The organism is Mycobacterium sp. GA-1285, from assembly GCF_001499905.1.
Lineage (GTDB): Bacteria > Actinomycetota > Actinomycetes > Mycobacteriales > Mycobacteriaceae > Mycobacterium.
In genome coordinates, this window is the sequence record NZ_LQIS01000013.1 from 76,650 (window position 1) to 98,004 (window position 21,355).

The 21,355-nt window shown below is 67.6% G+C and carries 20 protein-coding genes; 10 read left to right on the top strand and 10 right to left on the bottom strand.

Features of this window, described 5'->3' with window-relative positions; genetic code table 11:
* Positions 1-9: 9 nt before the first annotated feature.
* Together AU193_RS10560 and AU193_RS10565 are read right to left on the bottom strand one after the other, a co-directional pair.
* Positions 10-1,284, bottom strand: a complete 1,275-nt coding sequence (locus AU193_RS10560; RefSeq protein WP_064422325.1) for an alpha/beta hydrolase — start codon at positions 1,282-1,284, stop codon at positions 10-12.
* Positions 1,285-1,326: 42 nt separating this feature from the next.
* A complete protein-coding gene (locus AU193_RS10565) occupies positions 1,327-2,130 on the bottom strand; it encodes a lysophospholipid acyltransferase family protein (protein ID WP_064422326.1) in 804 nt (267 codons plus the stop codon).
* A gap of 110 nt (positions 2,131-2,240) precedes the next feature.
* Between AU193_RS10565 and AU193_RS10570 the strand changes: the two genes are divergently transcribed.
* From AU193_RS10570 to AU193_RS10600, 7 genes are all read left to right on the top strand, one after another.
* Entirely contained in the window at positions 2,241-3,449 is a 1,209-nt protein-coding gene (locus tag AU193_RS10570) for a serine/threonine-protein kinase (RefSeq protein WP_064422327.1), read from the top strand.
* 112 nt (positions 3,450-3,561) lie between these two features.
* Positions 3,562-5,043: a protein kinase family protein gene (locus AU193_RS10575; RefSeq protein ID WP_064422328.1), complete on the top strand. Its 1,482-nt coding sequence runs from the start codon at positions 3,562-3,564 to the stop codon at positions 5,041-5,043.
* 21 nt (positions 5,044-5,064) lie between these two features.
* Positions 5,065-5,847 (top strand): crotonase/enoyl-CoA hydratase family protein, encoded by a 783-nt coding sequence (locus tag AU193_RS10580; RefSeq protein WP_064422329.1) that lies wholly within the window; start codon positions 5,065-5,067, stop codon positions 5,845-5,847.
* Between the two features lie 46 nt (positions 5,848-5,893).
* Entirely contained in the window at positions 5,894-6,091 is a 198-nt protein-coding gene (locus tag AU193_RS10585; protein ID WP_156425175.1) for a hypothetical protein, read from the top strand.
* Positions 6,092-6,103: 12 nt separating this feature from the next.
* Positions 6,104-6,439 (top strand): hypothetical protein, encoded by a 336-nt coding sequence (locus AU193_RS10590; RefSeq protein ID WP_064422331.1) that lies wholly within the window; start codon positions 6,104-6,106, stop codon positions 6,437-6,439.
* A 90-nt stretch (positions 6,440-6,529) separates the two neighbouring features.
* A complete protein-coding gene (locus AU193_RS10595; RefSeq protein ID WP_253867752.1) occupies positions 6,530-7,453 on the top strand; it encodes a helix-turn-helix domain-containing protein in 924 nt (307 codons plus the stop codon).
* Position 7,454: 1 nt separating this feature from the next.
* Positions 7,455-7,997 (top strand): dihydrofolate reductase family protein, encoded by a 543-nt coding sequence (locus tag AU193_RS10600; RefSeq protein ID WP_064422332.1) that lies wholly within the window; start codon positions 7,455-7,457, stop codon positions 7,995-7,997.
* On the opposite strand, the gene AU193_RS10605 is transcribed toward AU193_RS10600, so the two are convergent.
* Positions 7,973-8,545 carry a TetR/AcrR family transcriptional regulator gene (locus AU193_RS10605; protein WP_064422359.1) on the bottom strand — a complete coding sequence of 191 codons (573 nt, stop codon included), beginning with the start codon at positions 8,543-8,545 and terminating at the stop codon, positions 7,973-7,975. The genes AU193_RS10600 and AU193_RS10605 overlap by 25 nt on opposite strands.
* 461 nt (positions 8,546-9,006) lie before the next feature.
* Here AU193_RS10605 and AU193_RS10610 point away from each other — a divergent pair, with 461 nt between their 5' ends.
* Positions 9,007-10,842, top strand: a complete 1,836-nt coding sequence (locus AU193_RS10610; RefSeq protein ID WP_064422333.1) for an acyl-CoA dehydrogenase — start codon at positions 9,007-9,009, stop codon at positions 10,840-10,842.
* Here the strand turns inward: AU193_RS10610 and AU193_RS10615 are convergent.
* Together AU193_RS10615 and AU193_RS10620 are read right to left on the bottom strand one after the other, a co-directional pair.
* Positions 10,839-12,341: an aldehyde dehydrogenase gene (locus tag AU193_RS10615; RefSeq protein ID WP_064422360.1), complete on the bottom strand. Its 1,503-nt coding sequence runs from the start codon at positions 12,339-12,341 to the stop codon at positions 10,839-10,841. The two genes, AU193_RS10610 and AU193_RS10615, sit on opposite strands and share 4 nt — an antisense overlap.
* A gap of 54 nt (positions 12,342-12,395) precedes the next feature.
* Complete coding sequence (locus tag AU193_RS10620; protein ID WP_064422334.1) at positions 12,396-13,157, bottom strand: class I SAM-dependent methyltransferase; 762 nt, start codon at positions 13,155-13,157, stop codon at positions 12,396-12,398.
* Between the two features lie 46 nt (positions 13,158-13,203).
* Between AU193_RS10620 and AU193_RS10625 the strand changes: the two genes are divergently transcribed.
* Entirely contained in the window at positions 13,204-14,364 is a 1,161-nt protein-coding gene (locus AU193_RS10625) for a glycosyltransferase family 4 protein (RefSeq protein WP_064422361.1), read from the top strand.
* Positions 14,365-14,391: 27 nt separating this feature from the next.
* Here the strand turns inward: AU193_RS10625 and AU193_RS23430 are convergent, their stop codons facing one another.
* From AU193_RS23430 to AU193_RS10640, 3 genes are read right to left on the bottom strand one after another with little or no spacing between them, the layout of a single operon-like run.
* Positions 14,392-14,646, bottom strand: a complete 255-nt coding sequence (locus tag AU193_RS23430; RefSeq protein WP_064422335.1) for a type II toxin-antitoxin system VapC family toxin — start codon at positions 14,644-14,646, stop codon at positions 14,392-14,394.
* Positions 14,643-16,328, bottom strand: coding sequence for a hypothetical protein (locus AU193_RS10635; protein WP_082682928.1), 1,686 nt, complete (start codon positions 16,326-16,328; stop codon positions 14,643-14,645). The genes AU193_RS23430 and AU193_RS10635 overlap by 4 nt, the downstream gene beginning before the upstream one ends.
* A gap of 14 nt (positions 16,329-16,342) precedes the next feature.
* Entirely contained in the window at positions 16,343-17,539 is a 1,197-nt protein-coding gene (locus AU193_RS10640) for a DUF3068 domain-containing protein (RefSeq protein ID WP_064422336.1), read from the bottom strand.
* A 204-nt stretch (positions 17,540-17,743) separates the two neighbouring features.
* On the opposite strand from AU193_RS10640, the gene AU193_RS10645 reads away from it, so the two are divergent.
* Positions 17,744-18,856 carry an acyltransferase gene (locus AU193_RS10645; protein WP_064422363.1) on the top strand — a complete coding sequence of 371 codons (1,113 nt, stop codon included), beginning with the start codon at positions 17,744-17,746 and terminating at the stop codon, positions 18,854-18,856.
* On the opposite strand, the gene AU193_RS10650 is transcribed toward AU193_RS10645, so the two are convergent.
* Both AU193_RS10650 and AU193_RS10655 read right to left on the bottom strand, forming a co-directional pair.
* A complete protein-coding gene (locus AU193_RS10650; RefSeq protein WP_064422337.1) occupies positions 18,853-20,319 on the bottom strand; it encodes an AMP-binding protein in 1,467 nt (488 codons plus the stop codon). The two genes, AU193_RS10645 and AU193_RS10650, sit on opposite strands and share 4 nt — an antisense overlap.
* A 1-nt stretch (position 20,320) precedes the next feature.
* On the bottom strand, positions 20,321-21,292 hold the full coding sequence (locus tag AU193_RS10655) for a phosphotriesterase (RefSeq protein ID WP_064422338.1): 972 nt from the start codon (positions 21,290-21,292) through the stop codon (positions 20,321-20,323).
* Between the last annotated feature and the right edge of the window lie 63 nt (positions 21,293-21,355).

The window sequence follows — 21,355 nt, forward strand, 5'->3', positions numbered from 1 at the left end:
CCGGTTGAACTAAGCCCCGGCCGATTCCGCCTGCGGCAATTGGCCACTCGACTGCTGACGCTGCGCGTGTACCCACGACAGGAACCGCTCGACCGCCTCGGCCGTGTAGTGCGCCCGCGGTGACCCGTAGAAGTCGAACGCGTGCTGGGCGTATGGAATCTCGGCGTAGGCGACGGTGGACGTCGACACCTTGCGCAGTGCCTCGACGAAGTCGCGGCCCTCCTGCACCGGGATAATCGAGTCGTCCTGACCGTGAAGCACGAAAAACGGTGGCGCGTCGGGCCGTACCCGCATGATGGAGGAGGCGTCGACGAAAGTCTGCCTGTGCTCGGTGATCGGCTTCTTCACGACGAACTTCTGCAGGAAAGCGACGAATTCCTTGCGGCCGGAGCCTCGTGCCGACACCCAGTCGTAGCGCCCGTAGATGGGTACCGCGGCCACCACCGAGGTGTCGACGTCCTCGAATCCCGGCTGCCACTGCGGATCGTCGGGCGTCAGCGCGGCCAGCGAGGACAGATGGCCGCCCGCGGAGCCCCCCGTGATCGCGACGAAGTCGGGGTCTCCGCCGTAGTCGGCGATGTTCTCCTTGATCCAAGCCAGCGCCCGTTTGACGTCGATGATGTGAGCGGGCCAGGTGTGCCGCGGGCTGACCCGGTAGTCGATCGACACGCATACCCAGCCTCGCTCGGCCATGTGGCTCAGCAGGGGATAGGCCTGCGGCCTGCGCATGCCGATGGCCCAAGCCCCGCCGGGCACCTGCAGCAGCACAGGCGCCCTACCGTCACGCGGCAGATCGGCGCGCCTCCAGATGTCGGCACGGTTGACCCGGCCGTGCGGGCCGTACTCGACGGTGTTGGCCCGCTCGACGTAGCGACGACGCACCAGCTCGTTCGGCGGGACTCCGATCATTCGCCGGCGCCGCGCGGGCTGCGACGACGCTGCCACCTGCTCATAGTCCTCGCCGAGCGCCTCGCGCAACGGCTCCTCGAAGTACCGCTTCGACGTCACATTGCGGTACATGATCAGGCCGAGTAACGCCCATGCGACCGCCGTCAGCGCTAACGCGATACGGCCAAGCGCACCGCGGAAATCACCCCGCAGGCCCCGTCGCGCCGCGTCGAGCATGGAACCGACCAGGTACAGCGGTGCGGCCTCGGTCGTCGGCCAGCCGAACGCGAAGACCGGCAGGGTGATGTAACCCTCGCGCCCGAGCGGCTGCACACCGTTGGCGGCATTGGCGAGTTCGGCGGCTGCGCGCAGCAGCGGAAAACGGCGTCTAGTCATCGAGGTCCGTCATATCCCCCGGACGGGTCTCCAAAACAAGTGTCAGCCCAGGATCGGGAGGCGGCGCTCGGTGGCCAGCTCGTCGAGGGCACGCTGCATCACCCGCCGTACATGAGCGTCGACCTCGTCGATGTCGGGGTCCTCACCGAACTCGGCGGTGATGTCGATCGGCGGCAGCACCTGCATGACGATCTTGGAGGGCAGCGGGATGTTGGGCGGCACCACCAACGACAGACCGAACGGGAACCCGAACGAGATCGGCATGATCTTCGCCCGGGCCAGCCGCGCGATCGGGCCGAGACGCTTGGCCAGCCAGGTGCCGCGCGACAGGAAGATCTGGGTCTCCTGGCCGCCGATGCCGACGGTCGGGACGATCGGCACGCCGGCGTTGAGGGCGGCCTTCACATAGCCGGTCCGCCCGCCGAAGTCGATGACGTTCTCCGAGAACGTGGGCCGGTACACGTCGTAGTCTCCGCCGGGGAAGACCACGACCAGACCGCCGGAGCGCAACGCCTGATCGGCATTTTCGTGGTTGGCGCTGATGTAGCCGATCTTGCGGAAGAACTCGCCGGTCGGCCCGACCATCAGCATGTCGTGGCTGAGCGTGTAGATCGGGCGGTCGTAACCGTGATGCTCATAGAAGTCCGCGGCCAGGATCGGCACGTCCATCGGCAGCATGCCTCCGGAGTGGTTCGAGACCACCAGGGCGCCGCCCGCCGGGATGTTCTCGAGGCCGCGCACCTCGGACCGGAAGTAGCGCTTGAGGAGCGGGCGGGTGACGGCGAAGAAACGTTCGGTCAGCCCCGGGTCCCATTTGGTGAGCTGCGACGGCTCGGTGTCGGCCACCGGACCCCCTCTGGTCGAGAAACTGAAACGTGTTCTAGATTACCTGAGCGCCGCTGTGCTGGACAAACGGTCGGGGTTTGCCGCTATGTGCGTTCGGCTACCTTATCCGCATGGACGGCCGCGACCTACTTGCGGACCGCTACGAATTGCGAGGTGTACTCGGTCGCGGCGGTATGGCCGAGGTCCACGATGGGTGGGACACCCGGTTGCATCGTCCGGTGGCGATCAAGGTGCTGTATCCGGCTTTCACCGCCGACACCGACATGCGGCGACGGTTCGAGGAGGAGGCCCGAGCCGCCGCGGCGCTGAACCACCCCAACATCGTGTCGGTGCACGACTGTGGCGAGCACGACGGCAGCCCGTTCATCGTCATGGAGCGGCTGCCCGGACGGACGCTGCAGGACGAGATCGCGATGGGACCGATGCCGCCACCGCGTGTTCGCTCGGTGCTTGACGACGTGCTCGGCGCGCTGGCGTGCGCGCATGCGGCGGGCATCGTCCATCGCGACATCAAGCCGGGCAACGTGCTGATCAACCCGAACAGCGGTGCGATGAAGGTCGCCGACTTCGGCATCGCCAAGACCGCGGGTTCCACCCTCACCGCGACCGGCCAGATCGTCGGCACGATGGCCTACATGAGCCCGGAGCGGGTAGCCGGCGCACCGGCCTCGGTGGCCGACGACCTCTACGCGGTCGGCGTGATGGGCTATGAGGCGTTGACGGGACAGCGGCCGTTTCCCCAGGAGAATCCCGCCGCGCTGCTGCACGCGATCCTCGATGAACCGCCTCCGCCGATCGGCGTGACACGTCCCGACGTCGACCCGGCGCTGGCCGCGACGATCGACCGGGCCATGGCCCGGGATGTGAGTCAGCGGTTCGGTAGTGCGGAGCACATGCGCGCGGCGCTGATGGGCGCTCCCTCCGCGCTGCTGATGGGACCGGCACCCGCAGCGGCGCCACGACCGGCGACCAAGATCCTCGCCGAACCGCTCGCGCCCTCCGCCAACTACTTCGTCGCTCCGCCGCCGCGCCGGCGGTCGATGAGCCGCGAGCGCAAGCTGCTGCTGGCGGCCGCGGGGTTCGTCGCGTTCGTCGTCGCGGGCCTCGCGCTGGCGCTGGACCCGTCGTCGAGCACACCGCCGCCCCAGCAGGTCAGCACCAGCACGCCTGCGCAGCCACCGCCGCCTCCCGCCCCCACCTCGTCGCTGCCGCCGACGTCGACCGCAGCGCCGATCGTCGAAAACCCCAAGCCGCCCAAGCCTCCCAAGAAGGGCAACGGCAACGGACGCGGAAACGGCAACGGCAAGAAGGACGACTGACGAGTTTGAGCTCGGCGTAGCGCGGCTACTCACCGTCGACGATTGAGCCGGCTGGCGTCCCCGCCGCACCGTTGCGAACGGCTGGACCCCCACGGCGAGTGAGTTCGGAGCGATGGCCACACGTGAGCAACGACTGATTCCCGGCATGGCGATCGGGGGCCGATACCGGCTGCTCGCTGCGCACGGCGGCCGCCCGCTGCTGGATTTCTGGCAGGCGCTCGACACCGCGTCGGGACAACACGTCGCGCTGACCGTGGTTGACGTCGCACAAGAATTGCCCGACGAGTTCGTCCACGAGATCCTGGCGCGCACCATCCGGCTGCGGGGTCTCGACACAGGCGGTATCGCGCCGGTGCTGGATGTGCTGCACACCGGCGCCTTCGGTGTCGTGGTATCTGACTGGCTTCCCGGACAGAGCCTCCGCGAGGTCGCGGACAAGGGGCAGGCGCCCGACTCCGTGGCCGCCATGACGCGGGCGCTGGCCGCGGCCGCCGAGGCCGCGCACCGCACGGGTCTCGTGCTGTCGATCGACGATCTCGCGCGCTTGCGGGTGAGCGCCGACGGACACCTCGCGCTGGCGTTTTCGGCCGTACTGCCTGACGCCACCACGCAGACGGATCTGCGTGGAATCGGCTGCGCGCTGTACACGCTGCTCCTCGGCCAGTGGCCGAACGGTACGGACCGGCCCGAAGAGCCGGCCGAACTCGATCCCCGGATCCCCTTCCTCATCTCCACCACGACCTCGGCGCTCCTGCGAGACAACGGTGGAATCAGCAGCGCCGCAACACTACTCGCCTTGCTGGAACAGGCTGCAGCACCCGACGTCGCGCCGACTCACCGAGTCATGTCGCCCCAGCCGACGCCGAAGCCTGGATGCTATGCCGAATTCCGCAACTTCGGACCCGAGGAACGAAAAGAGGTGGCCCGCCGCACGATCCTCCGCACCGGACTCGGTGCCGCCGCAGCCATCGTTGCGGTGGCGATTGTGGCGCTGGGCTCGTCGCTCAACGGTCTGCTGGACACCAATGACGACAACGTCGCGATCGACGCGGACAAACTCGGGTTGGTACCGACGACCACGGTGCCCGAACCTCCCGACCAGACCAAGACCGTGCGCGGGTTGGCTCCCGGCGACCGTGTCCCGTTGGAGGCGGCGACGGTCTTTGCCCCCGACGGATCGCCGGACAGCCCCGACGATGCCGGTTTGGCGATCGACGCCAAGCCCGACACGGCATGGTCGACCGACCGCTACTACGACGCCGATCCATTCCCGAAGTTCAAACCCGGCGTGGGTCTGCTCATCTCGTTGCGAGAGCCCAAGCCGATCGCCGCGGTCACCGTCGACCAGGACAGCGCCGGCTCGCTGATTCAGATACGCGGCACCGACACTCCCGGAGAACCGAAGGTGCTGGCCGACACCTTCGAGCTCACACCCGCCACACCTGTTCAGTCCGGCGTGACTCGAATCCCCGTGACGGACCCGCGGCCGATCTCGCGCGTGGTGGTGTGGATAACCAAGTTGGGCACGGCCTACGGTCAGAACCGTGCGGCCATCGCCGAGATCGGAGTGCATGGGGCCGCTGCGCCCGCATGATCCGATCCGTGGGCCGTTACGATCAGCCGCGTGAGTGACAACACTGAACCAGTCGTACTTGTCGAACAGCGCGACCGCATCCTGATCATCACCATCAACCGTCCGCAGGCCAAGAACGCAGTGAACGCCGACGTCAGCCACGGCCTTGCGGAAGCGATGGACCGACTCGACAACGACGCCGGCCTGTCGGTGGGCATCCTGACCGGATCCGGCGGCTCGTTCAGCGCGGGCATGGACCTCAAGGCGTTCGCGCGCGGCGAGAACGTGGCCATCGAGGGCCGCGGGCTGGGCTTCACCGAGCGCCCGCCCGCCAATCCGCTCATCGCGGCGGTCGAGGGCTACTGCCTCGCGGGTGGGTGCGAGCTGGCGCTGGCCACCGACCTGATCGTGGCGTCGAAGGAATCGGCATTCGGCATCCCCGAGGTCAAGCGCGGGTTGGTGGCCGGTGGCGGCGGGCTGCTGCGGTTGCCGCAGCGGCTTCCCTACGGCCTCGCAATGGAACTCGCGCTGACCGGTGAGAGCCTGTCCGCGCAGCGCGCCCACGACCTCGGGATGGTCAACGTCCTCGCAGAACCTGGTCAAGCGTTGGAGGCGGCGATCGCCTTCGCTGAGAAGATCACCGCCAACGGTCCGCTCGCGGTGGCGGCGACCAAGCGGATCATCGTCGAGTCGCGTGACTGGAACTCCCAGGAGATGTGGAAGAAGCAGGTCGAGATCTTCGGACCGGTCTTCATGTCCAACGACGCCAAGGAAGGCGCGATCGCGTTCGCCGAGAAGCGGGCGCCGAAGTGGACGGGCACCTAACGGGTTTCATAACCGCCGCCCGGGGCAACCGTTAGACGTGGAAACGTTGTCCCGAGCGCGGAACGCGCAGAAGCGCATCTTCAAGGTGCAGCGACGAGTGTGGTTGATGCAGGCCGCGGTGTGGCCGACGTTGGCGCTCGCAGGTATCGGAGCGATCGCAGCGGTGGTCGTGCGGTATCGCGGCCGCGCCGACGGGCCGGGGACAGCGATCCCCTCGCCGACCGACGGCCTACCTCACCTGTAAAGGAGACAGCGCATGGCGCAGAGCGACGACCTGCCGATCACCGATTACGACCAGCTGCCGCTGACCGAGTTGCGTCACCGCATCCGTGCGCTCGACGAACCCCAGTTGCGGGCGGTGTTCGACCACGAAACCGAGCACGGAAACCGCATCCCGGTGCTGGAGGTGCTTCATGCGCGGCTCAGGGAATTGAGCCATGGCGCAGAGCCGTCCTCCGGGGACCCCAGCAACGCGCCCGAGGTGAGCGGTACGGCGGGCGGCTCACGCGTGCAGGAGTCGACGGCCGCGCAGGCCAACACCCCGCTTCGGCACGGCGTCGCGAACCAGACGCCGTCCCGCGGCAAGCCATAGGTCCGCTGCAGGCGCCGCGCCACGAGATCCTCGACAGCTGAACGCAGCAGGAATCGTCATGTTCTTTCGCGGGCGGCGCGACCATACTCGGTGATCGTGACCACCGAACCGCGCCGCGACCGTCTTCGCGAACTGCTCGACGCGGTCGTCGCCGCCGACAACAGCGGTGTGGACAGCATGGCCCGCAGCACCCACGCCTCCGAATTCCACTTCTCGCGGGAAGTGCGCCGCCTGACCGGTGAGTCGCCGGCGGCCATGCGTCGCCGCATCATGCTCGAGCGCGCCGCGTGGCGGTTGCAGCGTGGTGAGCGCGTGACCGCCGTCGCGGCCGACGAAGGATGGTCGTCGGTCGAGGTGTTCTCGCGCGCCTTCCGGCGCACCTTCGGTGTGCCGCCGTCGCGTGCCGCCGACATCGCGTTCCGGGTGAGCGCGCCCAACGGTCTTCACTTCCATCCGCCGCATTCGCTGTGGCTCGACAACGCAGGGGACGCCAAGGAGCCCGACATCTCTCAGCTGATGGTGGCGCACGACGTCGCCGACACCGCGTATCTCCTCGACCGCGCGGGCTCCTTGACCAAACAACAATGGCGAGAGGAGCTTTCGCCCGGGCAGGTGGTTCTCGACTGGGACGGTACCGAACCCAGTGTCGGGGCTGTGCTCGGTGCGATCGTCTGGACCAAGCAGGTGTGGCTGGCAACGATCGAAGGTCTTGACTTCCCGGATCGCACGGTCACCCGACCGGAAGCCACCACGGCCGCTCAGCTGGCCCGGCACCACGACGACATCGCAAAGCGCTGGACGACAATGGTCGCCGAGTATGCCGCCGACGGCCGGATGGGGGACACCGTCATCGACGCGCTGTGCGATCCGCCCGAGTCGTTTCAGCTGTACGGCATCGTCGCCCACGTGTTGCAGTACTCGGCCCACCGGCGGGGACTGGCCCGAACGATGCTGGCTCGGCACGGCATCGACACCCATCGGGGTGACCCGTTGGAATGGATGCGGGGCAACTGATTTGGCTACGGTCTACTACACGGCGTCCAGCTTGGACGGTTTCATCGTCGACGATCACGACAGCCTGGACTGGCTGACATCGCGCGACATCGACCAGAAGGGACCGTTCAACTACGACGAGTTCATCGCGACGATAGGCGCCGTGGTGATGGGTTCGGCGACCTACGAATGGATCGTGCGCAATCAGCCGGGTGACTGGATGTACGAGCAGCCGTCCTGGGTGTTGACGCGGCGTCCGCACATCGTCGAGTCCGGGCATCCGGTGCAGGTTTTCGCCGGCGAGGTCGCCGAACTGCACCCGACGCTGCTCACCGCCGCGGCGGGCAAGGACGTGTGGCTGGTCGGGGGAGGCGATGCCGCGCGACAGTTCGTCGAGGCTGATCTGATCGACGAGATGATCGTCAGCTACGCGCCGTGCTCGCTCGGTGCGGGTTCGCCGGTGCTGCCCGTTCGTTCGGAATGGGCGCTGGTCGATGCGGCGGTGAACAGGGACTTCGTCTGCGCACGATGGCGCTCGGCTCAGTTCCGGTCGGGTACGCCGTAGCGCCGGATGAAATCCCTTGACCTGATCAGGAATTCGAGCTGCTGGGCGACGTCGTGAAGCGGGTCGACGGAGCGCGTCGACCGGCACAGCACCACGGCGCCCTCCAGTGCCGCGATGCAGGTGATCGCAAGGGAGGCCGCATCGGACTCGTCGAAACCGTCGGAGACGAACGCGCGGGTCAGCGCGTCACGCCAGTGGCCGAAGATGCTGCCGGCCACGCTCGTGAGTTGAGGTTCGTCTGCGGCCGACCCGATCGCCGCCGCGACCACTGGACACCCGGCGACGAAGTCGCTTTCGACGAGTAGATCCTGCCAGAACGCCACGAAGCTGCGGACCAGATGCATGCCGCCTTTGGTGGCCGCCTCGTCGATCTCCTTGGTGATCGCCTCGCCGGCGAATCGAAGCGCCTCGCGCAGGATCTGGTTGCGGCCCGCTGGAAAGTGGTGGTACACCGATCCGCGCGGTGTGCCGCTGCGGGCCAACACCTCGTCGATCGTGACGCCCGCCGCGCCGCGTTCCCGCAGCACCTCGGCGGCGGCGACCAACATCTTGGTGCGCGTCGATCCGCGTTTGTTGGTGGTCTTGGTCGCGGCGGAAGACAGGTCAACCTCCAATGGGGCGGTCAAGCCGCGGGCGTGCGACGCAGTGGCGCCGGACGCCATCCGGGCGTACGGGAGCCGAGTCGAAAGACCCGGCGGGTGTGCACACGATGGGTGAAATGGTATCCGGCGACGTTGACTTCAATGACCCACATCGGGTGCCTCCCTGGTTATGACAAAAAGCATAGATGGGTCAACGCACAGCGGCAATCAATGTATTCCACATCACAGGATGTGAGCTATCGACGCAGTTGAAGCCGTTGACCGCCGGCTTGATGACGTCAACACCTAACCCTCGATTATGTGGCAGACCATAAATCGCAGAAGGATGAGCACCTGTGCGGAAGTGCAGGTCGCGGCGCCGTCGGACCGCTACGCTCGGCTCGACGCGAGAACGAAAGGCGCTCGTCATGGGCCACTACAGAAGTAACGTGCGGGATCTCGAGTTCAACCTCTTCGAGGTGCTGGGTCTCGACAAGGCGCTGGCGACCGGCGAGTTCGGCGAGCTCGACGGCGACTCGGTGCGGCAGATGCTCGACGAGGCGGCCCGGCAGGCCGAGGGTCCGCTCGCCGAGTCGTTCGCCGAATCCGATCGACGTCCGCCCAGCTTCGATCCGGCCACCCATGAGGTGACCCTGCCCGAGCCGTTCAAAAAGTCGTTTCGGGCCTGGCAGCAAGGCGAGTGGTTCCGCGTCGGGATGGCCGAGGACATCGGCGGGGTGGCGGCGCCCGCCGCCGTGGAGTGGGCGATCAACGAGTTCGTCCTCGGCGGCAATCCGGCGGTGTTCATCTACCAGGCCGGGTCGAAGATGGCAGACATCCTCTACGGCATCGGCAACGAACAGCAGCGACACTGGGCTGCGCTGATGGTCGAGCGCGACTGGTGCGCGACGATGGTGCTGACCGAACCCGACGCGGGTTCCGACGTCGGCGCCGGCCGCACCAAAGCCATCCAACAGCCCGACGGCACATGGCATCTCGAGGGGGTGAAGCGGTTCATCACCAACGGTGACGCCGGCGACCTGTTCGAGAACATCGTGCATCTCGTGCTCGCCCGCCCCGAGGGCGCAGGACCCGGCACCAAGGGCCTGAGTCTGTTCATCGTGCCGAAATACCACTTCGACCCCGAGACCGGCGCGCTCGGCGAGCGCAACGGTGTCTTCGTCACCAACGTCGAGCACAAGATGGGGCTGAAGGTGTCTGCGACGTGCGAGCTGACCTTCGGTCAACACGGTGCGCCTGCCGTCGGGTGGCTGGTCAACGACTCCCACAACGGCATCGCTCAGATGTTCAAAGTCATCGAGTACGCCCGAATGATGGTGGGCACCAAAGCGATTGCCACATTGTCGACCGGTTATCTCAATGCGCTCGACTATGCCAAGACCCGGGTGCAGGGCGCGGACATGACCCAGATGACCGACAAGACGGCGCCGCGGGTGACGATCCTGCACCATCCGGATGTGCGCCGGGCGCTGCTGACGCAGAAGTCCTATGCCGAAGGGCTGCGGGCGCTCTACCTCTACACGGCGGCCCACCAGGACCCGGCCGTCGCACAGATCGTCTCCGGTGCCGACGCCGAGATGGCCGGCCGCGTCAACGATTTGCTGCTGCCGATCGTCAAGGGCGTGGGTTCCGAGCGGGCCTACCAGTGCCTGACCGAATCCCTTCAGACGTTTGGTGGTTCGGGATTTCTGCAGGACTATCCGATCGAGCAGTACATCCGCGATGCCAAGATCGACTCGCTTTACGAGGGCACGACGGCCATTCAGGCGCAGGACTTCTTCTTCCGCAAGATCGCCCGCGACCAGGGCGCGGCGCTGGCGCACGTGGCCGGCCAGATTCAACAATTCGTCAGCAGTGACACCGCGCGACCCGAACTGGCGGACGGGCGCGCCCTGCTCGCCACGGCGCTGCAGGATGTGCAGGCCATGGTCGCCTCACTCACCGGTTATCTGATGGCGGCTCAGGAGAATCCGCGTGAGTTGTACCGCATCGGGCTGGGGTCGGTCCCGTTCCTGCTCGCCGTCGGCGATCTGGTGATCGGCTGGTTGTTGTTGCACCAGGCCGAGATCGCCCTGGCGGCGCTGGACGGCGACGTCTCCGACAACGACCGCGCGTTCTACACCGGCAAGGTGGCAGCGGCGAACTTCTTCGCCAAACACATGCTGCCGCTGCTGACCGCTGCACGCGGCATCATCGAGACCATCGGACTCGATGCGATGGACATCCCCGAAGACGCGTTCTAATCCTCGGGGGTGTAGCCGAACGGCAGCAGCACGCTCTTGTGCTCGACGTAGGCCTCGATGCCCTCCGGACCGTTCTCGCGGCCGATACCGGAGTTCTTGTAGCCGCCGAACGGAGCCCCGGGGTCGAACGCGTACATGTTGACCGCGTAGGTGCCGGTGCGGATCTTCGACGCGACCTCGAGCGCCTTCTTGTTGTCGGTCGTCCACACCGAGCCGGCCAACCCGTACACCGAGTCGTTGGCGATGCGAATCGCGTCCTCCTCGGTCTCGTAAGGGATGACCGCCAGCACGGGTCCGAAGATCTCCTCCTGGGCGATCGTCATCGAGTTGTCGACGTCGGCGAACACGGTCGGTTCAACGAACCAGCCGTTGTCCAGACCCTCGGGACGGCTGCCCCCGGTGACGAGGCGGGCACCCTCTTCGACGCCCTTCTTGATGTAGGACTCGACACGGTCGCGCTGCTTCTCGGAGATCAGCGGGCCGATCGCGGCGTTCGGATCGTCCGGCAGCCCGACGGGCATCGCCGAGATGAAGTTGGCGACCTTCTCCACGACCTCGTCGTAACGTGACCGCGGCGCGAGGATGCGCGTCTGCGCGACGCAGGCCTGCCCGCTGTTCATCACACCCGAGAACCCGAGCATCGGCAGCGTCGAGTCCAGGTCGGCGTCCTCGAGGATGATCGCGGCGGACTTACCGCCCAGCTCGAGCGTGCACGGCTTGAGCTTCTCGGCGGCGATCTTGGCGATCTCCTTGCCGACCGCGCTGCTACCGGTGAACGTGTACTTGTCGATCTGGTCGTTGGCGGTCAGCGCGCGCCCGGTCTCCGGTCCGCCCGGGACGATCGACAGCACCCCTTCGGGCAGGCCGGCCTCGGCGAACATCTCGGCCATCGCGAACACCGACAGTGGCGTCTCGGCGGCCGGCTTGAGCACGACGGTGCAGCCGGCCAGCAGCGCGGGGCCGAGCTTGTTGGCGGCCAGGAAGAACGGCACGTTCCACGCGGTCACGGCGCCGACGACGCCGATCGGCTCGCGCAGTACCAGCGTCTGGCCGTAGATGCCGTCGCGGATCTCCTTCCACGGAAACTTGTCCGCGGCGCCCGCGAAGTACTGGAACGACGACATCGCGGCGCCGTACTGCATCATGTCGACGATGGTCTGCGGCTGACCGGTCTCGGCGGCCAGCAGGAACTTCAGCTCGTCGCCGCGCTCCTCCATCAGCTTGACCGCGGCGGACAGCACGGCGGCGCGCTCCTGTGGCGACTTGTGCGGCCACGGGCCCTCGTCGAACGCCTTGCGAGCGGCGGCGCAGGCCGCGTCGACGTCGGCGGCCGACGCCAGCGGCACCTTGCCCACCAACTCGCCGGTGGCGGGCGAGTGCACCTCGATCACGTCCGAGGTGGCCGGCTCGACCCACTTACCGCCGATGAACAGCTTGTCCCACTGTGTCCGATATGCCGGCTCGCCGGCGGAAGTTCGAAACGCGGTGCTCTGTGTCATGACCGTCACACTACCTATGCCGACGCGAAACGAGAACCTGTTGCAGTCGGCCGTTCACGGCGCCCGCAGGACCAGCACCAGGTTGCTCACCAGGAACTCCCGCAGCACGGGCACCTTGGTCAACGACCACGCCCATCGTGGGTGGTAGCGGGGGAAAGCGGTGAGCAATGCCCCGGTGCTCGCGGCCCACTCCAGCCCGTCGGCCGCCGAGACCGCGAACAATGACGAGCCGTAGTTGTTCTTCGGCAGATGACCGTGCCTGCGGGTGTAGCGACGCGCGGCGCGGGCGCCGCCGAGGTAATGCCACAACCCGGTCTCGTGCCCGCCGAACGGGCCCAGCCACACCGTGTACGAGAGCACCACCAACCCGCCGGGGCGGGTCACCCGCAGCATCTCGGCGCCCATCCGCCACGGTTGGCGCACATGCTCGGCCACGTTCGACGACAGGCAGATGTCGACGCTGTCGTCGGCGAACGGCAAAGCCGTTCCCGAGGCACGCACATAGGTGGTCGGGGTCACCGTCCCGGGCGCGGCATGCATCTCGGCCGGATCCGGTTCGACGCCGATATAGCGAAAACCCCTGTCCGCGAACGATTCCGAGAAGTAGCCAGGGCCGCCACCGACATCGAGGACGGTTCGGCCGGCCGGCGAGGATATATCCGCGGCGAGCCACAGATCGGCCACCATCGCGGCGGTGTCCTCTCCGAGCGCGCCGTAGAACCGGGCGGGGTTGCGCTGTTCGAAGCGGAACTCGGCGAGCAGGCGCAGCGACCGGGACAGCGTCGCCCGCTCGGCGAACCGGTCCGTGACTGGCATGGAACCGAAGACTACGCAGCGACGCGATCCGACTACGCTGTTGCCGATGTCTGACCGTCCGCTCCGATCGGTGCTGCTGCTGTGCTGGCGCGACACCGGCCACCCGCAGGGTGGTGGCAGCGAGGCTTACCTGCAGCGCATCGGCGCGCGGTTGGCAGCGTCGGGTGTCGAGGTCACACTGCGCACCGCGCGCTATCCGGGCGCCGCGCGTCGCGAGGTCGTCGACGGAGTACAGATCAGCCGCGGCGGCGGACGCCACACCGTCTACATCTGGGCGGGGCTGGCGATGGTCCTGGCCCGCATCGGACTCGGGCCGCTGCGACGCGTGCGACCCGACGTGGTGATCGACACCCAGAACGGCATCCCGTTCATGGCGCGACTCGCCTATGGTCGGCGCGTCGCCGTGCTCGTGCACCATTGTCACCGCGAACAGTGGCCGGTGGCCGGTCCGGTGCTGGGCCGCATCGGCTGGTTCGTCGAGTCGACGCTCTCGCCGCGCGCGCACCGGCACAACCAGTACGTCACCGTGTCGCTGCCGTCGGCGCGCGACCTGGCCTCGATGGGTGTGCGTCCCGGCCAGGTCGCGGTGGTGCGCAACGGGCTCGACGACGCTCCCGTGTCGACGCTGACCGCCCGCCGCGCGCCGACACCCCGGATCGTGGTGCTGTCACGGCTGGTGCCGCACAAGCAGATTGAGGACGCGCTCGAAGCCGTCGCCGCGCTGCGGCCGCGGTTTGCGGGGCTGACGCTCGACGTCGTCGGTGGCGGCTGGTGGGAGCAGCGCCTGATCGAACATGCCGCGCTGCTCGGCATCTCCGAGGCGGTGACGTTCCACGGCCACATCGACGACGACGCCAAACACCGTGTGCTGCAAGAGGCTTGGGTGCACGTGCTGCCGTCGCGCAAAGAGGGCTGGGCCCTGGCGGTCATCGAGGCGGGTCAGCATTCGGTGCCCACGATCGGCTACCGGTCGTCCGGTGGGCTGACCGATTCGATCGTCGACGGCGTGACCGGCGTGCTGGTCGACGAGTTCGACGGACTGGTCGACGGTTTGGCTGAACTGCTGTCCGATCACGTGCTGCGAGAGCAACTCGGAACCAAGGCGCACGCCCGCTGCGGCGAGTTCTCCTGGGAGCAGAGCGCCGACGCGATGCGCACCGTACTCGAATCCGTGCATTCCGGGCGGCACGTCAGCGGCGTCGTCTAGGCCGAGGAGGTGTGTCGACCTCGCACCTCAGGCCCGGTACACCGCCGATGCGCGGTCGAGGGTGACCAGTGTCGCGTTCAGATTCTCGGCCAGTGCGACGTATGCCCCGTCGTAGCTGGAGAGATTCTCCCGTAGTTCCCAAATGCAGTCGGCTAGAACGTCGCAGGGCCAGTAGTCGATAGCAAGGTCGAGAAGGTCTATATGTGCTTGCCCGAGATCGCGCGTCGTCGGCGATGCCTCCACGATCCTGGCCGCGCTACTGGGCCCCAGTAGCAGGATCAAGCGCTTCGAACTCGGCGCCGGATCGCCGTGAACAGCGACAGGGCCGCGCCCGCAACCAGCATCGCCAGCCACGCCAGATGGGCGGCCACCATCAGGCCCCTGCCGGAGGCCTGCGGCGACGAGCCACCGACGAGGTACAGCGTGAGGTCCTCATCGGTGTACGCCACGGGCAACGGCAAACGCGTTGGCGGACCGTCGGTTTCGACGCCACCGGATTCAAAGACGCCGCTGGATTCGAAGACGACCCACCCGACACCGGCATCGGCCAGCAGTTCGCGGTCGGCGCCCTCGACGAGGATCTCCTGCACCTCGCGCGCGCGCTGACCCTCACCGTGCACCGTCCGATCGCCGACCTGTAGATCGCCGGTGGTCAACACCTCGGCGCGCACCCACCGGGGCAACGGGTCGAGCACCGGTGCGTCACCCGCCCACTCGAAACGGCGCATGCTGCCCACCGGCATCACCGCGACCGGCCGGGGGTCGGCGTTGATCATGGTGGCCACCTTCGCCCATCCCGGCGGGTACTGCACGGACGCGACCCGGCCACCCACCCCCCACGCCAGGTCCGGCAACGTCGCGATCAGCGCGACGCAGCAGAGCGACGCGACCGCCGCCATCGGTAACCAGCGTCGCGCGAAGACCACGGCGGCGGCGCCGGCCACCGCGTAGCCGGGCATCGCCAACGCCACCCACTTCTGCCCGTCGCGGACCACCCCCAGACCCGGCAGGGCGCGGACGGCCGCCTCGACGAGGACCAGCCCAGGAGCGGTGGCCATCAGCGCCGGCACCACGACGGCAACCCCGGCCAGGGCCATCAGCGGAATGGCCGCCGGCCGGCGCAACACGATCGGTAAGCCCAGTGCGACGACACCAAGCAAGACCGCGGTGCCCACGATCGCGAAAAGTGTTGTGCGGGAAGGTGGTACCGCGTCGGCGTTCCAGATGCCACCCAGGCCGGCCAGGCTGAGCAGCGTTCCCAGACCCGGTTCGGCGCGCGCCGCGAACGCCACGACGCCATCTGCCTGCGACGACTCCAACGACCGAGCCACCGTCGCCGCGATCAGCCACGGCAGCGCCGCGACGACCGTCATGGCCGACGCCACGCCCGCACACCGCCACCGCTCCCACCCTTCACCGGGCGCGACGACACACACGAGCGCGACGGTCGCCGCGAGCAGCAGCCCGGTGGGCGTCAGCCCGGCCAGTGCCGTCCAGAACGCCAACGCCCACACCGGAATCCACCGCGCCGACTCCCGCATCCGCAGCACCGCTGTCGCGACCCACGGCAGGCACCCGTAGCCGACGAGAAGGCTCCAGTGCCCTTGCAGCAGACGCTCGGCGACATACGGGTTCCACACCGCGACCGTTGCCGCCACGCACTGCCCGGCCAGGCCCGACTCGGGAACCAGCGCGGCGGCCAACCGCGCCGCGCCCCAGCCCGCCAGCCACAGGCCGGCGATGAGCAGTGCCTTGGTCAGCACGCCGCCGTCGACCGCCGACGACGCGACGGCCATGAAGAAGTCCTGCGGAACGGCCCGCGGTGCGGCCTCGGACAATCCGAGCGCGGCGTCGGACAGATACGAGCGCGGCGTGGACACCGCGTCGCGCAGCAGCAGGTAGCCCGGCGCGAGCAGCGGCGCCGTCACCGCAAGGGCGAGCACCAACGCATAGGCCGGTGCCACCACCGACCGCCCGGTCAGACCGGTCTGTCCGGGGGCAGGTCGGTCGGTCGAGATGTCGGGATCTTCTCGGTCTTGGCTTCGGCTCCCGGGACCTTGATCCCCTGCGTGTCGAAGAATCCGTGGTCGGCCTCGTCGAGACCCGGATCGGCCTCGGCGGACTCCGCGCGCAGGCTGAACGAGCCGAGCAGCGCGCCGCCGACCAACAGCACCAGCCCCATCGCGGTGAAGGTGATCGGCAGGATTCGGCCCCACAGCGCGACGCGGTCCCGCTCGTCGCCCGCGCTGGCGACCTGGGACTCGACGGTCTCCTCGTTGAACGTGATCTTGAAGTCGACGAACGTCACTTCGGGCTTGAGCGGCTCGCGCGCGTAGTAGTGGTAGCCGTGCTCGTCCTTCTTGACGATCGTTCCGGACACCGGGTCGACCCAGAAGGTGCGCTGCGCGGCGTAATACCGCGACATCGTGATCGGCTCATCGGGCTCACCGGGCACGCCCCACATCGCCGCGCGGGCCGTGACCTCGCTGTCGGCGTCGTCCTCGTAGAGCGACGCGTATTTCACCGGCTCGACGAGCTTGCCGTCGGAGTCATAACCGACGTTCTGGGTGAACCGGTAGGTGGTCATGCCGTTGACGTCTTCTTCACCGTCGTAGTTGGCGTCGAACGCCTTCTGCGCGATCGGGTCGAAAACGGAGTAGGTCTTCTTCTCGGTGTCGAACGGGAACCGGTAGGCCAGGCCCTCGTGCGGCAGCGCGATGTTGGTCGGAGGCTTGTCATCCTCCATGGCGCGCGGTTTCTGCACCGCTCCGCCGGGGTTGCTCTCGCTGGACACCGCTTCGGCGGTGCTGCGGTTGACGGTCACGGTGTCGACCAGTGCCAACAGCAAACCCGTGTCCTGCTGTCTGTCGGTGCGGCGCAAGGTCGAACCCACCTGAAGCGTCACCACATCGGCGTTCGACGGGGACTCCACCGAGAGCTGCTGCTGTTGGACCATCGGCACGTCCCGGTCGACGACGAACCGTTCGCCGTTCAGCGATCCCGGGTCGAAGGCCATGCCGCTGCCGTCGCTGATCAGCGTGGCATCGAGGTCCAGCGGGATCTTGGCGATCTTGCTGTGGGTGTAGGTGGACAGCAACAGCGCGGCGATCAACAGGGCGGCACCCAGCCCCAAGATCCCGCATGCTGCAATCCGCAGCGCCACTGCGCGGTTCAAACCGTGCCTCCTTCACCTGCGGTATGCCCGCAGAAACCCGTCTGACCCTAACAGCACAAATTAAGGTCGTCGTTTAGTCCAGACCCATCCGAGGACCCATGGTCAGCGGGGTTGGCTCCGCCCGGCACACTGATTCCCGTGGGCGGCGAGACTCGTGACGAGCAGGTGGGCGGAACCCGCGGGTTCCTGCCTGCTGTGGAGGGCATGCGCGCCTGCGCCGCGGTCGGCGTCGTCGTCACCCACGTCGCATTCCAGACCGGCCACACCGGCGGGGTCACCGGACGGCTGTTCGGGCGGTTCGATCTCGCGGTGGCCCTGTTCTTCGCGCTCTCCGGGTTCTTGTTGTGGCGTGGGCATGCCGCGGCCGCGCGCGGGCTGCGGCCGATCCCGCCGACCGGCCACTACCTGCGCTCGCGGATCGTCCGCATCATGCCCGGGTATCTCGTCGCCGTCGTGGTGATCCTGTCGCTGCTGCCCGAGGCCAGTGCGGACCTGACCGTGTGGTTGGCCAATCTCACGCTGACCCAGATCTACGTGCCGCTGACCCTCACCGCGGGCCTGACGCAGATGTGGAGCCTGTCGGTCGAAGTCGCGTTCTACATGGCGCTGCCGCTGCTCGCGCTGCTGGTGCGACGCGTCCCGGTGCGCGCCCGCATTCCGGTCATCGCCGCCGCGGGCATCGCCAGCCTCGGGTGGGCCGTGCTGCCGATCGCGACACCGGCGGGCGTCAACCACCTGAACTGGCCGCCCGCGTTCTTCTCCTGGTTCGCCGCGGGAATGCTGCTCGCCGAGTTGACGGTCACACCCGTCGGGTGGCCGCACCGACTGGCCCGGCGGCGGGTGCTGATGGCGGTCGTCGCCGTCGCGGCGTTCGTGGTCGCCGCCTCGCCGATCGCCGGTCCCGAGGGCCTGACCCCCGGCACCGTCAGTCAGTTCATGGTCAAGATCGCGATGGGCGCAGTGGTCGCGGGTGCGCTGCTCGCTCCGCTCGTGCTCGACCGCCCCGACACCCCGCATCGGTTGTTGGGCAGCACGACGATGGTGACGTTGGGGCGGTGGTCTTACGGGTTGTTCATCTGGCATCTGGCCGCGCTCGCCATGGTGTTTCCGGTCATCGGCGAGTTCGCGTTCAACGGACACATGCCGGTGGTGCTGGTGCTGACGGTCGTGTTCGGGTTCGCGATCGCAGCGGTCAGCTATGCGCTCGTGGAGTCGCCGTGCCGGACGGCGTTGCGCCGCTGGGAGTTTCGCCACGCCCGGCCGGTACCGCCGCTGGACTCGTCGACCACCAGCGTGCCCGAACCCGTCGCGCGTTAGCTCAACTGCGTGGCTCGTCGCGAGATGATCTCGTCACGCACCGCCGACCGCCGCGCCTTGCCGGCGTCGTCGCGCAGTGGCTTGTCGGTGAACTCGACCGTTCTGGGCAGTTTGTAGCGCTCCAGTCGATGCGACAGGAACGCGATGACGGCTGCCTCGTCGAGACCGTCGGCCTGCACCAGCGCGTGCGGCACCTGGCCCAGATCGTCGTCGGGGACACCGACCACCAGACACGACAGCACCGCGGGATGCTCGGACAGTGCCGACTCGATCTCGGCGGGATAGACGTTGCGGCCGCCGACGGTGAACATGTCCACCCGACGGTCGTTGAGGTAGAGGAAGCCGTCTTCGTCGAAGTAGCCGAGGTCGCCCAGCGAATCCCAGCCGTCGCGCGACTTCGCCGTCGCGCCGACGTATCGGTAGGTGGGTGCGGTGCCCGGCGACGGCCGCATGTAGATCTCGCCGACCACCCCCGGCGGGCACTCGTTGCCGTCGTCGTCGAGGACCTTCATCTCACCGGCCACGACGACACCCACCGAGCCGGGATGAGTCAACCACTGGCTACCTGAGATGAACGTCAGCGCCTGTAATTCGGTGCCGCCGTACAACTCCCACACAGTCTCCGGCTGCAGTATCTCGATCCAGGCGCGCTTGACCGCGGGTGGACACGGTGCGCCGACATGCCAGAACCGCCGGATCGACGACAGGTCGTAGGCATCGGGGTCGGCCCGGTATACGGGAAGCAGTCGTTGCATGATCGTGGGCACCGTCGTCAGGAACGTCACGCGGTGCTCGGTCACCAGCCAGAGGAACTCGTGCGGTTCGAACCACGGCATCAACACCAGGTGATGGCCCTGCACCAGTCCGATCGCGAACGTGGTGAAGCCGGTGTTGTGGCTCGTCGGCACCGAGATCAGGTTGACGTCACCCTCCTGCGCCCCAAGCGGATAACCGACCAGCGGCGGGAAACGACTGTCGATGCCAGCCTCGATGAGTTTCGGCCTGCCCGTGCTGCCGCCCGACGCCATCGCCTTGAACACCGGCGACACCTTCTCCGGCAGCGGCCCATCCGACAGGCTCTTGTCCGGGACGAAACCCGTTGGCACGCTGGCTATCCGGCCGGCGGGATCGGCGCGACCGACCACCAGGGCGCGAGGCCGCAGTTCGAGCAGCCCGCTCAGTTCGGCGTCGGGCAGCCGCGGCGAGAGCGGCTGCGGTATCGCGCCCAGCTTCCAGATCGCCAGCACCGCCTGCACCCACTCGATGGAGTTCGACAGCACCACCGAGACGTAATCACCTTCTCGCACACCAAGTTCGGCGTAGGCGCGGGCGAGTCGGTTGGTCGACGCGTCGACTTCAGCTCGGGTAAGGGTGACCCGCTCGCAGGTGACTGCGGGCGCGTCCGGGTCGGCCGCGGCCAGCCGCGACACCTGCGTGCTGATCGGCGGAGTCAGTTCGGCCATGTCAGTAAGCGCCCCGCGTCTCGAAGATCCGCCGCGGGTTGTCGACGAGCATCGTCGTGAGCTGCTGGTCGGTGACCCCCCGCTTCTCGAGCGCCGGAATCACGTCGTTGTGGATGTGCAGGTAGTGCCAATTGGGCATGGTCTGCTCGGCCAGCCCTTCCGGTAGCCAGTCCATGTAACAGGACGCGTCGTGTGACAGCACCATCTTGTCGGCGTGACCGCGCTCGCACATCCGCGCAACGGTGTCGACCCGCTCTTCGAACCCGAGGAACACGTCCACTCCGAACCGGTCCATCCCGATGTAGGACCCGTTGTCGATCAGCTGCTCCAGATAGTCCAGATCGGTGCTGTCGCCGCAATGCCCGATGACGACGCGCGAGAGGTCCACCCCCTCCTCGCTGAACACCCGCTGCTGATCCAGGCCTCGCTTGGTCGCGGCGTGGGTGTGCGTCGAAATCGGGACGCCGGTTTGTCGGTGCGCTTGGGCGACCGCCCGCAGCACCCGCTCGACGCCCGGTGTCAGACCCGGCTCGTCGGTCGCGCATTTGAGGACTGCGGCCTTGACAGAGGTGCCCGCGATACCGGTGGTGATGTCGCGGACGAACATGTCGACCATCGGCTCGCCGAGCGGCGTTTCCGGCCCGCTGAAGTGGAAGAACATCGGGACGTCGTTGTAGGTGTAGACGCCCGTCGCCACGATGATGTTGATGTCGGTCTGCGCGGCGATGCGCTCGATGCGCGGAATGTAGCGTCCCATCCCGATCACCGTCAGGTCGACGATGCTGTCGACGCCGCGGGCTTTCAATTCGTTGAGGCGGACGACGGCGTCGGCCTCCCGTTGGGCCTCGTCACCCCAGACCTCCGGATAGTTGGTGGTGATGTCGAGGGACTGGATGAAGACGTGTTCGTGCATGAGCGTGACGCCCAGGTCTGCGGTGTCGATCGGTCCACGAGCGGTGTTCAGTTCCGGCACGCGGCCGATGCTACGAGATAGCGGTCGACCAATCGGGTACTTGAAACCTAATTCGTAGCGAAA

Excerpts from the sequence above, each read along its gene's own strand:
- AU193_RS10650 (WP_064422337.1), bottom strand. The coding sequence starts at position 20,319 with ATGGCCGAACTGACTCCGCCGATCAGCACGCAGGTGTCGCGGCTGGCC.
- AU193_RS10560 (WP_064422325.1), bottom strand. The coding sequence starts at position 1,284 with ATGACTAGACGCCGTTTTCCGCTGCTGCGCGCAGCCGCCGAACTCGCC.
- AU193_RS10590 (WP_064422331.1), top strand. The coding sequence starts at position 6,104 with ATGGCGCAGAGCGACGACCTGCCGATCACCGATTACGACCAGCTGCCG.
- AU193_RS10645 (WP_064422363.1), top strand. The coding sequence starts at position 17,744 with ATGCGCGCCTGCGCCGCGGTCGGCGTCGTCGTCACCCACGTCGCATTC.
- AU193_RS10610 (WP_064422333.1), top strand. The coding sequence starts at position 9,007 with ATGGGCCACTACAGAAGTAACGTGCGGGATCTCGAGTTCAACCTCTTC.
- AU193_RS10615 (WP_064422360.1), bottom strand. The coding sequence starts at position 12,341 with ATGACACAGAGCACCGCGTTTCGAACTTCCGCCGGCGAGCCGGCATAT.
- AU193_RS10570 (WP_064422327.1), top strand. The coding sequence starts at position 2,241 with ATGGACGGCCGCGACCTACTTGCGGACCGCTACGAATTGCGAGGTGTA.
- AU193_RS10620 (WP_064422334.1), bottom strand. The coding sequence starts at position 13,157 with ATGCCAGTCACGGACCGGTTCGCCGAGCGGGCGACGCTGTCCCGGTCG.
- AU193_RS10625 (WP_064422361.1), top strand. The coding sequence starts at position 13,204 with ATGTCTGACCGTCCGCTCCGATCGGTGCTGCTGCTGTGCTGGCGCGAC.
- AU193_RS10605 (WP_064422359.1), bottom strand. The coding sequence starts at position 8,545 with ATGTTGGTCGCCGCCGCCGAGGTGCTGCGGGAACGCGGCGCGGCGGGC.
- AU193_RS10575 (WP_064422328.1), top strand. The coding sequence starts at position 3,562 with ATGGCCACACGTGAGCAACGACTGATTCCCGGCATGGCGATCGGGGGC.